Annotated in this window: 10 protein-coding genes and 3 tRNA genes; 2 read left to right on the top strand and 11 right to left on the bottom strand. The window is 62.4% G+C overall.

What is annotated here, in order from left to right:
- Positions 1-113 precede the first annotated feature (113 nt).
- From DBR47_RS16405 to DBR47_RS16415, 3 genes are all read right to left on the bottom strand, one after another.
- Positions 114-188, bottom strand: a tRNA-Thr gene (locus tag DBR47_RS16405).
- A gap of 88 nt (positions 189-276) precedes the next feature.
- Positions 277-350 (bottom strand) — tRNA-Gly (locus DBR47_RS16410).
- Positions 351-432: 82 nt separating this feature from the next.
- A tRNA-Tyr gene (locus DBR47_RS16415) sits at positions 433-518 on the bottom strand.
- A 587-nt stretch (positions 519-1,105) separates the two neighbouring features.
- On the opposite strand from DBR47_RS16415, the gene DBR47_RS16420 reads away from it, so the two are divergent.
- Positions 1,106-3,745 (top strand): TonB-dependent receptor, encoded by a 2,640-nt coding sequence (locus DBR47_RS16420; RefSeq protein ID WP_124452003.1) that lies wholly within the window; start codon positions 1,106-1,108, stop codon positions 3,743-3,745.
- Positions 3,746-3,854: 109 nt separating this feature from the next.
- Complete coding sequence (locus DBR47_RS16425; protein ID WP_197047109.1) at positions 3,855-4,574, top strand: DUF6445 family protein; 720 nt, start codon at positions 3,855-3,857, stop codon at positions 4,572-4,574.
- Positions 4,575-4,625: 51 nt separating this feature from the next.
- On the opposite strand, the gene DBR47_RS16430 is transcribed toward DBR47_RS16425, so the two are convergent.
- From DBR47_RS16430 to DBR47_RS16465, 8 genes are read right to left on the bottom strand one after another with little or no spacing between them, the layout of a single operon-like run.
- Complete coding sequence (locus tag DBR47_RS16430; RefSeq protein WP_124452005.1) at positions 4,626-5,696, bottom strand: acyltransferase family protein; 1,071 nt, start codon at positions 5,694-5,696, stop codon at positions 4,626-4,628.
- Between the two features lie 37 nt (positions 5,697-5,733).
- Positions 5,734-6,669 (bottom strand): glycoside hydrolase family 16 protein, encoded by a 936-nt coding sequence (locus DBR47_RS16435; RefSeq protein ID WP_124452007.1) that lies wholly within the window; start codon positions 6,667-6,669, stop codon positions 5,734-5,736.
- Positions 6,670-6,671: 2 nt separating this feature from the next.
- Positions 6,672-8,030, bottom strand: a complete 1,359-nt coding sequence (locus DBR47_RS16440) for an MFS transporter (protein ID WP_231512346.1) — start codon at positions 8,028-8,030, stop codon at positions 6,672-6,674.
- 39 nt (positions 8,031-8,069) lie between these two features.
- Complete coding sequence (gene nagZ, locus DBR47_RS16445; RefSeq protein ID WP_124452009.1) at positions 8,070-9,557, bottom strand: beta-N-acetylhexosaminidase; 1,488 nt, start codon at positions 9,555-9,557, stop codon at positions 8,070-8,072.
- 28 nt (positions 9,558-9,585) lie between these two features.
- A complete protein-coding gene (locus DBR47_RS16450; RefSeq protein WP_124452190.1) occupies positions 9,586-10,596 on the bottom strand; it encodes an SIS domain-containing protein in 1,011 nt (336 codons plus the stop codon).
- 28 nt (positions 10,597-10,624) lie between these two features.
- Positions 10,625-11,755 (bottom strand): N-acetylglucosamine-6-phosphate deacetylase, encoded by a 1,131-nt coding sequence (nagA, locus tag DBR47_RS16455; protein ID WP_124452011.1) that lies wholly within the window; start codon positions 11,753-11,755, stop codon positions 10,625-10,627.
- 24 nt (positions 11,756-11,779) lie between these two features.
- Positions 11,780-12,511: a GntR family transcriptional regulator gene (locus tag DBR47_RS16460; RefSeq protein WP_197047110.1), complete on the bottom strand. Its 732-nt coding sequence runs from the start codon at positions 12,509-12,511 to the stop codon at positions 11,780-11,782.
- A 5-nt stretch (positions 12,512-12,516) separates the two neighbouring features.
- Entirely contained in the window at positions 12,517-13,455 is a 939-nt protein-coding gene (locus tag DBR47_RS16465; RefSeq protein ID WP_124452015.1) for a BadF/BadG/BcrA/BcrD ATPase family protein, read from the bottom strand.
- Positions 13,456-13,642: the final 187 nt, after the last annotated feature.

Consider the following 13,642-nt stretch of genomic DNA (forward strand, 5'->3'; position numbering starts at 1 on the left):
ACGTTGACGTGCGGCTTGGTACGTTCAAACTTGCTCTTTGCCATTTCTGCGCTCCTGCGAGGGACTCTGATCAGACCAGAAGAAAAAAAAGAAAGCGAAAGACTGGGAAATTGTGGTGCCCATGACGCGGATCGAACGCGTGACCTCTCCCTTACCAAGGGAGTGCTCTACCACTGAGCCACATGGGCATCGACACGGGTCTGCAGACTCAAGCAAACCAACAAACCGGTATCGACGACTTCTTCCGGCACTTGCTAACGACACCAACTCTGACGCTGGAGCGGGAAACGGGAATCGAACCCGTGTCATTAGCTTGGAAGGCTAAGGTTCTACCATTGAACTACTCCCGCCCGGGAGTCTTACCTTTCATCAACCCTTGATGATCGAGTCGCTGGAACACCCAGCGACTCGAGTCAAGCGATTGGTTTGCCTTGGTGGAGGAGGCTGGATTCGAACCAGCGTACGCGTTAGCGGGCAGATTTACAGTCTGCTGCCTTTAACCACTCGGCCACCCCTCCGAGGCAAGCCCGCAACTATAGCAGAGCTTTTCAGACTCCGCCAAGGATTTTTGAAAAAAGATCATGGAGCCGCCTCTGCCTCCTTCCCAAATTCAGGCTCAAAGCGCCTAGCCGCGGGGCCTCCAAGCCTTTGACACCCCTCCAAAGATCCTCTAAAAAAATTTCGCCGCCCGCGAGCAGCCGCCCCACTCACCCATCCATCGCCATGAAATTGAGGCGCAATCCGCACGCCTCAGAACAAACCCTGGCATACCCAAGCACCACAGACCAGCAGCCAGCCACTTGGCCAACAAGGCGCTAATACCAATTCCCTACCAAGTTTGGATTGCTTCTATTAGTGGTCTTGCGCCGCTGTAGCAGGCCAGTGAGCGGATTTCAAGGGGGTGGCGGCGCTACGACAGCAGGGAAAACACGCCCTCGAAATTGGTAGCAAAGTGGCACTACTGGACCGTATAGTGGCATGGCATTGGTTGCATTCGTATGACAATTGGGGGCATCAGGAACACACCATCCGTCAGATTGGTATGAACCTGGTTCCGTTAGAAACTGGCCGGTTGCAAGAGTCAAGGCCACATCGAGGAGCATTTATGAAGATCAAACAAAGTCCGATCGCTGCCGCGGTCACCATGACGCTGCTGAGCGTCGCATTTGCCGCTCAGGCACAGCAGGCTGAACAAGCACCGGCTGCCAAGTCCGAAGCAACTCAACTCGAAGCCGTGGTGGTGACGGGTATTCGCGCTTCGCTGCAGTCGGCTGCCAATATCAAGAAAAACGCCACCGCGGTGGTGGACGCCGTGTCTGCTGAAGACATTGGCAAGCTGCCCGATACCGATGTGGGCCAATCGCTGGGTCGCATCCCCGGCATTTCCGTTGGCCGCGCATTCGGCCAAGGCGCTTCGGTGTCAATTCGCGGTACCGACCCGCAAATGACCTACACCACGCTGAACGGTCAGACGGTTGCCTCCACCGGTTGGTACGACCAGCAGGACATCGACCGCTCGTTCAACTACTCCCTGCTGCCCTCCGAAATGGTCGGCGGCATGGAGGTCTACAAGTCCTCGCAAGCGGATCTGACCGAAGGCGGCATTGGCGGCACGGTGATCGTGAAGACTCGCAAGCCTCTGGACATGAAGGCCAACTCGGCATTCGTCAGCGCCAAGTACGGCAAGGGCACCATCAGCGACGCTGACAAGGAAGTCTCGGGTCTGTACAGCTGGAAGAACGCTTCCAGCACCTTCGGCGCCCTGGTCGCTGCGGGTTACTCGGAAGGCACTTACATCCGTCGTGGTATCGAGGCCGACAGCCGTTGGTCTTCGGACGTTGCACCGACCGCCTTTGTGCAAGACCGTAAGCGCACCGCCCTGAACGTCACCCTGCAAGCCAAGCCCGTCCAAGGCCTGGAGTTGGGCTTGAATGTTCTGCGCCTGAAGCTGGATGCCAACAACTCCAACAGCAGCGACTACATCTTCCACGACGCCAACTGCGACAAGCGCAATACCGACGTGACGTCGAGCTTCAACCCCAGTGGCATGTGCTTGCACAGCACCACCACGGCAAGCAATCCCTTGATGAACCAGTTCTACCAGAACTGGGCTCGCGCGGCTGAAATGACGTCGGACAGCGTCACCTTTGACGCCCACTACAAGCTGGACAGCGCCAAGTTTGACTTCGTCGCCGGCAGCACCAAGGCCGACGGTGGCACCACCCTGACCACCAACTATGCCTACGGCTGGTGGGACAAGCCCGCCAAGTGGCAAGGCACCATTGACGCCACCGGCAAGCAGATTTCGGTGAACCCGACTTCCAACCAATCCTTCGGCGTCGCGGACTTGCCCAAGCAAAGCTCGCCCGAGACCTGGGCGACCTCGCAAGGCCCGAACAAGGACCAGGAGAAGTTCCTGCAACTGGACGGCACTTTTGACCTGAACTGGGGTGCCATCGTCGCCTTCAAGACTGGCCTGCGCTACGCCGACCACACCTTTGAAAAGCGCGCCATCCGCCCGGTGTGGAACAAGACCATCACCCCTGTTGACACCTCGACCCTGTTCAACGGTTCTGTGGATGTGGCCAGCTGGTCCATCCCGCGTCCGAACATCGACGCCATGATTGCCAACACCAAGGCAAACATCGGCGGCTGGATCGAAGACCGCTCGGCCTACAGCGAACTGAACGAGAAGAACAAGTCGGCCTACGGCATGTTTGAGTTCGACACCAAGGACATCCGCGGTAACTTCGGCCTGCGTTACGTCTCCACCGACGTGCGCAGCACCGGCTATGTGTTCGACGGCACGCCTCTGGCCGCTGGCGACTACTCGGGCAACGCCAACTGGAGCAAGAACACCGCCTCCAAGAAGGACAGCTACAACGAGATCCTGCCCAGCGTCAACATTGCCTTCGACTTGCAACGCAATGTGATCCTGCGCGTCGCTGCCTCGCAGACCATCACCCGACCCAACTTCGCCAATATGTTTGGCGTGACGGTGTCGGGCTACAACGATGACCGCAAGGGCAACGAAACCTGGACCACCGGCAGTGTCTCGCTCAAGCCCATGAAGTCCAGCAACGCCGATATCGGTGTTGAGTACTACTACGGCAAGGGCAATATGCTGGCTGCCACCTTCTTCACCAAGGACATCTCCAACTTCATCACCGCTGAAATCAAGGAGAACCAAAAGGTTGGCCTGGTCGATCCCCTGACCGGCCAAGACAACTGGACCTTGCAGAACTTTGTGAACGCCGGTGGCGGTCGCATCCGCGGTATCGAGTTGCAAGTCAATCACGGCTTCAACAACGGCTTCGGCACCGCCGCGAGCTACACCTTCACCGACGGCACAGCACCCGCTGCCAGCTATATCGACAATCTGGGCATCTTCACCCAAGCGTCGAAGCACAACCTGAACTTGGTCGGTTACTACGAGCAAGAGGCCTACTCTGCCCGTCTGGCCTACAACTGGCGCTCGAAGTACATGATCCGCGAAGGCGCTTTCTGGTACGGCAACCGCATGCATGACGCATTCGGCACGCTGGACGCAAGCCTGGGCTGGAACATCAACAAGACCCTGCGCCTGTCCTTCGACGCCGTCAACCTGCTCAAGCAAGACGATGTGCAGTACGGCGCAGCCGATGCCAGCAACGCGGCCGTCAAAGACCCGCTGCGCGCTGGTTTCCCGGCCTGGTCCTTCAAGGGCGAAACGACCTTCAAGCTGGGTCTGAGCGCCAAGTTCTGATGCACTCTTTGATTGCATAAGCGCAAATGCCCGGCCTTGGCCGGGCATTTTTTCTTGTTGCCTGACAATTCAGTCGCCGCCCCAATCCAAAGCCAAACACACAGCCGCCATGCCCGAACCCTTTGCCCTGCGCATGCCTCCCAATATCCAATCGGTCGCTATTGGCGAGCACCAGGTCGTCTTCATTGATGACTTTCTTGAGCAGCCCGAAGCCCTGCTCGAAGCGGCCTGCCGCAGCAGCTACTCGCCCTACCCCGGCGTGGCCGAGAAAAAGGGCTATCCCGGCATTCGCGCCGAGGCGCCAGCGGACTACTCGGCCAATCTCACCGAACTGCTGGAACCCCTGATCAAGCTGAACTTCGGTGTGCCAGAGGATCTGCCCCTGCGCAAAAGCATGTGCGCCTTCTCGCTCACGACCACAGCAGCCTCAGAGTTAGGCCCGCTACAGCGCACCCCACATTTCGACGCCAGCACGCCCTATCACATGGCGGTCTTGCTCTATCTTTGCGGCCCTGAACATGGCGGCACGGGCTTCTATCGCCACAAAGCCACCGGCCTGCAGCAAATCACGGCTGAAACGCGGGAGCAGTATCTCGACGAGTACTACGCCGAACTCAACCGGCATCACCCCCCGCCGCGCTATTTCGACGATGGTGATGCGCACTTCAGCTTTTTGGGCATGATGCCCGCCCGCTTCAATCGCCTGGTGGTCTACCCCGGCAGCTTGCTGCACAGCGCCTGCATCAATCCGGCCTTGAGCCTGAGCAGCAATCCACGCAGCGGTCGCTTGACCGTCAATACCTTTTACGATTTCGGCACGGTGGTGTGAGCGTGCCTGCTGAGGCGGGCCTCCCGGCCCTCCCCTCGCAGCCCACCCTGGTCAAACCTTGATGTAAACACCCCGTTTGTCCAAGACCTTGACGATCAAGGCCCAGACGGCGACAAAGGCCAGGGCGAAGGCCAGGGACTGGCCGTAAGGCCCGACCAAAGGTTTGAGCCAGCCAAAGCCGTGGGCGTAAAGCGGCCCCATCAGGCCCAGACCTTCAAGCAGCACGGTCGTCATCCAAGCACCGGCATAGGCTGCGATGGCATTGACGCCAAAGGCACGACCCAGAGGCGGCAGGCCGCGACGGTCGATCAGCCAATGCGCCAGGGCCAGGGCCAAGCAAGCCAGGCCACCGGTCCAAAACACAAAGGAGCCGGTCCACAACTGCTTGTTGAGCGGCAAGCCCAGCTGATCCAGCAGCAAGCCGGCCAGGGCCGCCGCCGCGCCAAAGGCCAACAAGGGGCGCAGCGACGCACGGCGCAGCCATTCACCCGCGCGCAGACCCAACAACGTCGTCGCCAAAGCCCCCAAGGTGCTGACCACGCCTTCAGGGTCATGGCCCAGACCGGTCTGGGCATTCCATTCGTAGCCAAAACGGCCCAGCAGCCAGGCATCGGTTTGCGAGGCGATATTGCCCACCTTGTCCAGGCTGCCGCCCCAAAGCAAGAGGCCGGCGTAGCCCAGCAGCAAGGCCGCAATCAAGGCCCACTGAGCGCGCTCGCGCAGATAAATGGCCGCCAGGCCGGTCAAGGCGAAACAGATGCCGATGCGCTGCAGAACGCCGGGGATGCGCAACTCAGGTTTGCTCATGATCCACCAGGCCAGCAGATGCAAGACCAGGCCCAGCACCAGGATGCGAGCAGCGCGCTTGAGCACCGTCGCGGCCAGAGGCCCTGCAGGTGCACCGGCCGCAATGCGCCCCCCCATGGCCAGGGCCAGGGAGACGCCGACGATGAAGAGGAAGAAGGGGAAGATCAGATCGGTGGGCGTGCAGCCATGCCAGGCGGCATGCTCCAGCGGATCCATCACATGGCCCCAGTCACCGGGATTGTTGACGAGCAGCATGCCCGCCACCGTCAAGCCCCGCAGCGCATCCACCGATGCATAGCGCTTTGTCGAGCTCATGGCCCCACCCCTCTAACAAACAAAAAAAATAGCAGACTTAAAAATCGCAGAGGCTGGGCAAGGCCGGATTGGCCGGCGGCACCGTGTCGATGTGCTTGACGCCGCCAGCGCGCAGGCGCTTGACCTCGGCCATCACCTGCTTGGGGCTCAGGACTTGCTTGCGGGCATGGAAAACCCAGTCCACATCCTCCTGATAGACCCGCGCCTCCTCGCTCTTCTCAAGCAAGCCGCCGGGCGAGAACCAGAGGTTGAAGTTGATGGACATGGGCACGACCGGATAGTTGCGTCCGCCATGCTGGGCCAACAAGCGGCCATCCAGATAGAGCCGGGTCTTGCCATCGGCGATCTGCATCATCAACACATGCCAGCCGTCCAGCGAGACCATTTCCTCATGGCTCTGGTTGTAGGCCTGCCATGGGTCCAGCTGCACCGTCTGCCAGGTAATGCCGTACAGCCGCGTCTTGTCGCTGCCCCATCCGCCATTGGGCAGGTACTCGAAGTCCAACTCTGAGAAGTTGGGGTCGAAGTCGTGCTTGAGCGGGCTGACCACGTAAAAGGTCTGGATGACCGGGTCACCGTCCAGGCCGCGCAGCGGCTTGTCGTTGAAGCGCACCCGGGCGGCGTAAGTGCCTTCCAAATACTTGCGCGCATGGCAGAGTTGTGCCTGGCGGGTACCGGGCCCCGTGCCGTCGGTCTGCGCCGTCATGCGCAACAGGCGATTGCCGGGCTGCAGCGGATCGGCCACCAAGCTGAACTGCTCGGCCGACCACAGCGCGCCGGGCACGCCGGGGTGGCCGGCCTTGCTGCGAGGCGTCCAGCCGCCGGCCGTCAACTCGGCCAAGTCTGCATAGGAGAAGTCGTCAAACAGCAAGCCGGCCGAGGCCGCGGTTCGCGGTCCGGCCGAAGCCAAGGTGGCGACTGCCAGCGTCAAACCGCTGGCCCAGCGCAAGGCAGCGCGCAAAGAGATCGGCATATTCAACGCGAGGCAGCAGTCGGGGCAGATGGCGCAGCGGGCGACTCATTCGATGCAGCATCCGCCTGAGTGGCCTCCGCCGCGGCCGCCTCGGGCTTGGGCATCTTGACGAAGAAGAGCAGCACAAACACCGGCAGGCCGCACAAAATCGTCCAGAGAAAGAACTTCTCATAGCCCATGGCCATCTGCACATCGCCGCTGATGGTCTTGGAGAAGATGAAGCCCAACTGCATCACACCCGTACCGAGGGCATAGTGCGCGGTGGAGAATTTGCCCGGCGCCAAGACCTGCATGATGAACAAAATCATGCCCACAAAGCCGAAGCCATAACCAAACATCTCAACCGTCACCGCCGCGCCGATGTGAAACAGATCCGGCGGCAAGGTCGCGCTGAGGTAGTAGAAGGTCAGGTTTGGCACCAGCATGGCGGCCAGCAAAATCGGCATGGCACGCTTCAAGCTCAGCCAAGAGGTGAAGTAGCCGCCCGCGATGCTGCCAATCAAAAAGGCTGCCGTGCCGAAAGTGCCGTAAATGCCCCCGACCTGCTCCGTGGTCAAACCCAGGCCGCCATTGCTGCGCGGCTCGATCAGGAACAAGGGCCCAATCGTCTGCACCTGGCCCTCGGCAAAGCGGAACAACACGATGAACAAAATCATCAGCCAGATGCCAGGCTTGGTAAGCAAGTCAGCGATCACCTCCTTGAGCGTGGCGAGCACGCTGGCAGCGCTGACCTTGCCGGCCTTGGCGTTCAGCACATCGGGCAAGGCACGGGCGTTGTAGGCCGCCAAGCCCGCCAGCAGCAGGGCCAGCATGGCGAAAATGACGCTCCAGGCATTGAACACGCCCATGCCCTTCTCCAGATGGCCAGCCAAAACAAGCAAGCCGCCCAGGGTCAGGAACTTGGAGGCGTTGAAGAACGCGCCTTGCCAGCCCGCGTAGGCCGCCTGTTGCTTGCTGTCCAGCGAGGCGAGGTAGAGGCCATCGCAAGCGATGTCATGGGTGGCGGCGGCGTAGGCGATCAGGAACAGCACCGCGATGCTGGCCGCAAAATACATGGGCAGCTGCACCGCCAGAGCCATCAGGCCCAAGCCCACAGCGCCGGTGAACTGCATGCCCACGACCACACGCTTCTTGCTGCTGGCCAATTCCAGGAACGGGCTCCACAGCGGCTTGACGGCCCAGGCCAGGCCCAGCAAGCCGGTCCAGCGGGCGATCTGGTCGTTAGGAACGCCCATATTCTTGAACATCAGGCCGGCCAGCAGCATGACGACAAAGAACTGCATGCCTTGCACAAAGTACAGGCTAGGCACCCAGCTGATGGGTGAACGCAGGGCGGGCGTGGTCGGGGGGCTGCTGCTCATGCGGGTCTCCTGAATCTACTTTTTATCGGGGGCAAACCATCAAGCCAAGGCGACCGGCGAGCGGGCCGATGCTTGAGCCCGGCCCTCCAGCCAGGCCTGCAGACCTGCCAGCGCACCCTCGGCATAACCCCAGGTGACGACGGTCGGTGCCTTCACGTCCAGGGCCTGGAAGGGGTTCCACAGCACCAGATGCAAATCGGGTTGCCAGCCAGCCGCCGCTGCGTTGTAACGGGCGCGGTGGTTGGAGGCCAGCACGTTGATGCGACCGTCGGCCGGCACCTCGGCCCAGTTGAGCGCATCGATGCTGTCCAGGGCCACAAACTCCACGTCGGCAAAACCGGTGAACAGGCTGCGCACCAGCTGACCCGAGGGGCCGGCTTCGGAGACACCGTCGCTGTCCACGCTGGCTTGCGTGTAGACGCGCAGGGGCTGATTCAAAGCCGGCGCCTTGGCGCCGTGCAGGGCGGCCAGGCCAGCGGCCCAGGCGGCGCGCATCAGCTGGTCGTCCAGCTGGCGTTGCTCGAATTCGTAATCGTCGTGGCGCACCGGGTAGGCGTCGGCCAAAGCGTCCAGGCGAGCCCGGGCCTTCTGACCTTGGGCCAGGGTCAGCTCGCCCTTGTCAAAGGCTTCACGCAGGGCCTGGATGGAGGCAGCCTGCTCCTCCAGGCTGCCCTGGGCCAGGATCATGTCGGCACCGGCTTGAATGGCCATCACGGCAGCACGGGCGTAGCCATAGCGCTCGTAAATGGCTTTCATCATCAGCGCGTCGGTGATGACCACGCCCTCGTAGCCCCACTCGCGGCGCAGGATGTCGCCCAGGATCTTGGTCGACAGGGTGGCCGGATGCTCGGGGTCGATTTGCGGGTAGACGATATGAGCCGTCATCACGGCCGGCGCTTCATCGCGCAAGGCCTTGAAGGGGCGCAACTCCAGCGCGTCCAGCTCGGCGCGGGACTTGTCCACCGTCGGCAGGGCCAGGTGCGAGTCCACATGGGTGTCGCCGTGACCGGGGAAATGCTTGACGCAGCAAGCCACGCCTTCGGCCAGGGAGCCGCGCATCCAGGCACCGGCCAAACGCGTGACCTCATCGGCGTCTTCGGAGAAGCTGCGCTCGGCGATCACCGGGTTGGCAGGGTTGTTATTGATGTCCAGCACCGGCGCAAAGTTCCAGTTGATGCCGATGGAACGCAGACCCCGCGCCACCGCTGCACCGACCTGCTCGGACAAAGCCGCATCACCCGCCGCACCCAAGGCCATGGCCGAAGGGGCTTGCGGCAAGAAGGTGGCACGCACCACCGAGCCGCCCTCTTGATCGAGGCCGATCAGGGCCTGCGGGCCCATCACATTGCGCAGATCGCTGGTGAGCTGCTTCACCTCGGCTTCAGTGCCCAGGTTTTTGCGGAACAGGCAGACCGCGCGCACCTTGTTGACGCGCAGGAACTCGGCCGTGGCCAGATCCAGGCTCTTGCCCTGGATGTCGACCATGACCAGCTGGCCCGGGTGAAAGCCGGAATGAAAATCGCTCATGAAAAAATACTCAGGCTAACGGGCTAAATCAATGGGTCTTGGTGACTTTGGCCAGATGCGGCGGTTGATCAGGATTGCGGCCGCGCGCGCGGGCCAAGGCTTCGACCATGGGGTAGAAGCTCTGCACCACGGCGATGGCGTCCAGATCTTCATTGCCGGTGCAGGCCAGGGGCAGTTCGGCACCCGGCGTGCCAGCAGGCGCAGCCAGCAACACACGAGCACCACGGCCACGCATTTCTTCGGCCAGGGCCAGCAGGCCGGCTTGGGCCGGGCCGCGCGGCGCGAACACCAGCATGGGGTAGCCTTCTTCGATCAAGGCCATGGGGCCATGCTTGACCTCGGCGCCCGAGAACGCCTCGGCCTGGATACCGCAAGTTTCCTTGAACTTCAAGGCGGCTTCCTGAGCAATCGCCAGGCCCGTGCCACGGCCGATCACGAACAGGCGGTTGGCGGGGGCCAGCACGTCCACGGCTACGTCCCAGCGCTGGGCAGCGGCTTGGGTCAGGGCCTCAGGCAATTGCTGCAAGGCGGCTTGCAGGTCTTCGTCCTCACCCCAGGCGGCCACCACACGGGCACCGGCCACCAGCTGGGCGATATAGCTCTTGGTCGCGGCCACGCTGGTCTCGGGGCCGGCATGCAGGGGGAACACATACTGCGCGGCATCGGCCAGGGGCGAGCCATCGGCGTTCACGAAAGCCACGGTGCGGGCGCCACCAGCGCGAAAGAATTTCGTCGGCGCCACCAGATCGGGGCTTTGGCCGGACTGCGAGAAGGCCAACGACACCAGGCCTTCGCAAGCGATCTTGCTTTGGTACAGGGTCACCAAGGACATGGGCAGGGAGGTGACCAGACGACCCATGCGGGCCATCATCAGATAAGCCATGTAGTGAGCGGCGTGGTCGGAGCTGCCACGGGCCACGGTCAGCAGCGAGGTGGGCGGCTTCTCGCGCAGGGCTGCGCCCAGATCGGCATAGGCCGATTGATCGGCAGCCAGCTGGCGCGCCACCACTTCGGGGGCGCTCAAGGCTTCGGCCAGCATGCGCGTCTTCAAGTTCGCCAACGAGGAATCAAGCGAGGTCAATTTCTTCTCCTTCAACAACCACTCGCTGCAGCTGCAGCTCACGGTCCAACACCACCAAATCAGCCCAAGCACCGACCGTCAACTGACCTCGATCACTCAAACCCATGTATTCCGCCGCATGGCTGGAGACGCGCCGCGAGGCGTCTTCGATCTCAAGCCCGATACCGACCAGATTGCGCAAGGCCTGGTCCATCGTCAAGGTGCTACCTGCCAGGGTGCCGTCAGGGAGACGTACGCCCCCCATGCACTTGGTGACGGTATGACGTCCGAGCTTGTAGTCGCCGTCCGGCTGGCCGGCCGCGGCCGTCGAGTCCGTCACGCAGAACATGCAAGGAATCGAGCGCAAAGCCACGCGGATGGCGCCGGGATGCACATGCAAGAGATCGGGAATGATCTCGGCATAACGTGCATGGGCCAGGGCCGCGCCCACCATGCCGGGTTCGCGATGGTGCAAGCCGGTCATGGCGTTGAACAGATGCGTGAAGCCTTGGGCGCCATGCTCCAGGGCGGCCACGCCGTCCTCGTAAGTGCCCAGGGTGTGGCCGATCTGCACCTGATAGCCGGCTGCGCGCAGCTCGGTGATCAGTTCCAGATTGCCGGGCAACTCGGGCGCCAGCGTGATCAGCTTGATGGGGGCCAGGGCATTGAGCTCGCTGACCTCCTGCATGGCCGCGGGCTTGGCGAAGTCAGGCTGCGCGCCCAGCTTGCCGGGGTTGATATAGGGGCCTTCCAGGTGCACGCCCAGCACGCGGGCGCCCTGCGGGTCGCGTTCGCGGCAGATCGGCCCCAAGGCGGCCAGGGCGCTGCGGATTTCCTCCATAGGCGCCGTCATCGTGGTGGCCAGCAGCGAAGTCGTGCCGTGGCGCACATGCAGCTTGGAGATCTCGCGGGCGGCCTCGCCGCCTTCCATGGTGTCGTGGCCGCCACCGCCGTGCACATGCACGTCGATAAAGCCCGGCAGCACGATGGGCAGGGCCAGCTTGTCATGCCTGACCTGGGCTTCCGACACCGGCTCGCCGCTGATGGCCGTGATGCGCCCCGCGCTTTGGGTGAGGCGTCCGCGTACAAAGCCTTGCGGCGTCAGCACATAGCCATCAATGTGTTGGAAATCCCCCATCCCTGCACTGCTCCTCTTTGTATTTCAGTCTTCGCGCCGCATCTCGGCCACGAAGTCGTAGTAATCGCTGCGGCAATAGGAATGGGTCAGCTCCACGGCATGACCCGATTCCAGATAACCCACCCGCGTGATGAATAGCACCGCTTGGCCCACCGGCACTTCCAGCAGGCCGGCCAATTTGGCGTCGGCATTGATGGCGCGGATGTGTTGCAGCGCGCGTACCGGCGCGCCACCCAGGGTCTGCAGATGTTCGTAAAGCGAGGCCTCGACGGCGGCAGGATCGGGCAGCACCGCCTCGGGCAGCACGCTGACCTCGTAAGCCATCACCACCGTATCGGCCAGGCGCAGACGCTCCAGGCGCGCCACGCGGCCGCCGGTGGAGAGGCCCAGGCTCAGTTGCTCATCGGGCGCGGCGGGCGTGAAGCTGCGGGTCAGCCAGCGCGAGCTGGGGCGAAAACCCCGCTGCTGCAGCTCTTCCGAGAAACTGGTCAGGCGCGACAGCGGCTGCTCCAGCTTGGGCGCGATGTAATTGCCCGAACCGCGCTTGCGCACGATCATGCCTTGTTCAACCAAGCGGTCGATGGCCTTGCGTGCGGTCACACGCGAGATTTCCAGCTGCTCCGACAAGACCCGCTCCGAAGGCAAGGCTTCATCGGCCAGGAACAGGCCTTCACGAATGGCCTGGGCCAGCTTTTGTGCCAGCTGCATATACAGCGGCGAGGCGGCTTGAGGATCCGGCTTGAATTGAAATGGCATGGCGGTCAATTTCCCAATTTTTGGAGGACCTGGCGAACCAGATGCAAGGCACCATCGGCGGAATCACCCTGGGGCGAAACGCAACGGCCGGCAATGGTGCCTGAGAAATTCGGTGCCAAGCGCAGGGCGATGCTGCCGCACAAGGCCAGGGGCAAGTCGGCCGCCGGGTCCAGCGCCAGCGCCAGACGCTCCAACTCGACCACGGCCTCTTGCACAAAGCCGACCGCCACCGGGTCGACGTTCGGCCCTTCGGCATGGTCAAACACCAGGCGAGCCAGGCTGGCATACGCATGCTGACCGGCTTGGGCGCACCAGGCCAGGATGGGCTCACGCTCATCGGAGCCCACGACGGCAAACACCGCGCGGGCCAGCGGGCCCACCGGCACCCGACCGTCCTGCGCCTGGTGGGCATGGCGTATGGCCTTCAGGCCCAACCAAGCACCGCTGCCTTCGTCACCACAGATCCAGCCCCAGCCGCTGATGCAGGCGCGCGAGCCATCGCGGCGCAAAACCTCGCCCACCGTGCCGGTGCCGGCCGCCACCACGGCGCCGGGCTGGCCGCCATGGGCGCCCAGGACGGTGGTGAAACCGTCGCCATCCAGCGCCAGCAAGGCGAAGCCGGGCTGCAAGGTCAGGAAGGCCTCGACTTGGGCCGGCACACTGGCGCCCGACAGCCCCAGGCCGATGGCGTAGTGAGACCAGTCCAACAAATCGCCACCCGCTTGCAGCTGCGCCTGGCGCGCCGCGAGCAAAATATTGGCCCAAGCCTGTTCGGCGCCCTGACCCAGGGCCGAGGGCCCAGCCTCACCCTGACCGAGGATGCGGCCATTCAAATCACTCAATCGCACCCGCGTCCCGGTGCCACCGCCGTCAACGCCCAAGAAAAAGCGCACCGAGGCCTTGGCGGATTCCGCACCGAGTGGACAAAGAGTGGTCGTATTCATATTAATACCAGTCTAGTACCAAATTAAAGCCGCCGTCAATCCGTGTTCTACCCTTGTTGCACATTCATTGCAGCTGGAATGTGTGACACGGTGACCGCCTTGCTGCCAATACCAATTTAGAACCAAGAAGGCAATCCCAGGCCAACCCTAGGCGGCTTAGATTCAGTCCTCTTTAAGACCGTTTCAA

It is taken from the genome of Paucibacter sp. KBW04 (genome assembly GCF_003852425.1).
Lineage (GTDB): Bacteria > Pseudomonadota > Gammaproteobacteria > Burkholderiales > Burkholderiaceae_C > Paucibacter_A.

What these genes read in the sequence shown, in the direction of transcription:
- DBR47_RS16430 (WP_124452005.1), bottom strand. Translation starts at nt 5,696, where the DNA reads ATGAGCTCGACAAAGCGCTATGCATCGGTGGATGCGCTGCGGGGCTTG.
- DBR47_RS16420 (WP_124452003.1), top strand. Translation starts at nt 1,106, where the DNA reads ATGAAGATCAAACAAAGTCCGATCGCTGCCGCGGTCACCATGACGCTG.
- nagA (WP_124452011.1), bottom strand. Translation starts at nt 11,755, where the DNA reads ATGGGGGATTTCCAACACATTGATGGCTATGTGCTGACGCCGCAAGGC.
- DBR47_RS16440 (WP_231512346.1), bottom strand. Translation starts at nt 8,030, where the DNA reads ATGAGCAGCAGCCCCCCGACCACGCCCGCCCTGCGTTCACCCATCAGC.
- DBR47_RS16450 (WP_124452190.1), bottom strand. Translation starts at nt 10,596, where the DNA reads ATGCTGGCCGAAGCCTTGAGCGCCCCCGAAGTGGTGGCGCGCCAGCTG.
- DBR47_RS16425 (WP_197047109.1), top strand. Translation starts at nt 3,855, where the DNA reads ATGCCCGAACCCTTTGCCCTGCGCATGCCTCCCAATATCCAATCGGTC.
- DBR47_RS16465 (WP_124452015.1), bottom strand. Translation starts at nt 13,455, where the DNA reads ATGAATACGACCACTCTTTGTCCACTCGGTGCGGAATCCGCCAAGGCC.
- DBR47_RS16435 (WP_124452007.1), bottom strand. Translation starts at nt 6,669, where the DNA reads ATGCCGATCTCTTTGCGCGCTGCCTTGCGCTGGGCCAGCGGTTTGACG.
- nagZ (WP_124452009.1), bottom strand. Translation starts at nt 9,557, where the DNA reads ATGAGCGATTTTCATTCCGGCTTTCACCCGGGCCAGCTGGTCATGGTC.
- DBR47_RS16460 (WP_197047110.1), bottom strand. Translation starts at nt 12,511, where the DNA reads ATGCCATTTCAATTCAAGCCGGATCCTCAAGCCGCCTCGCCGCTGTAT.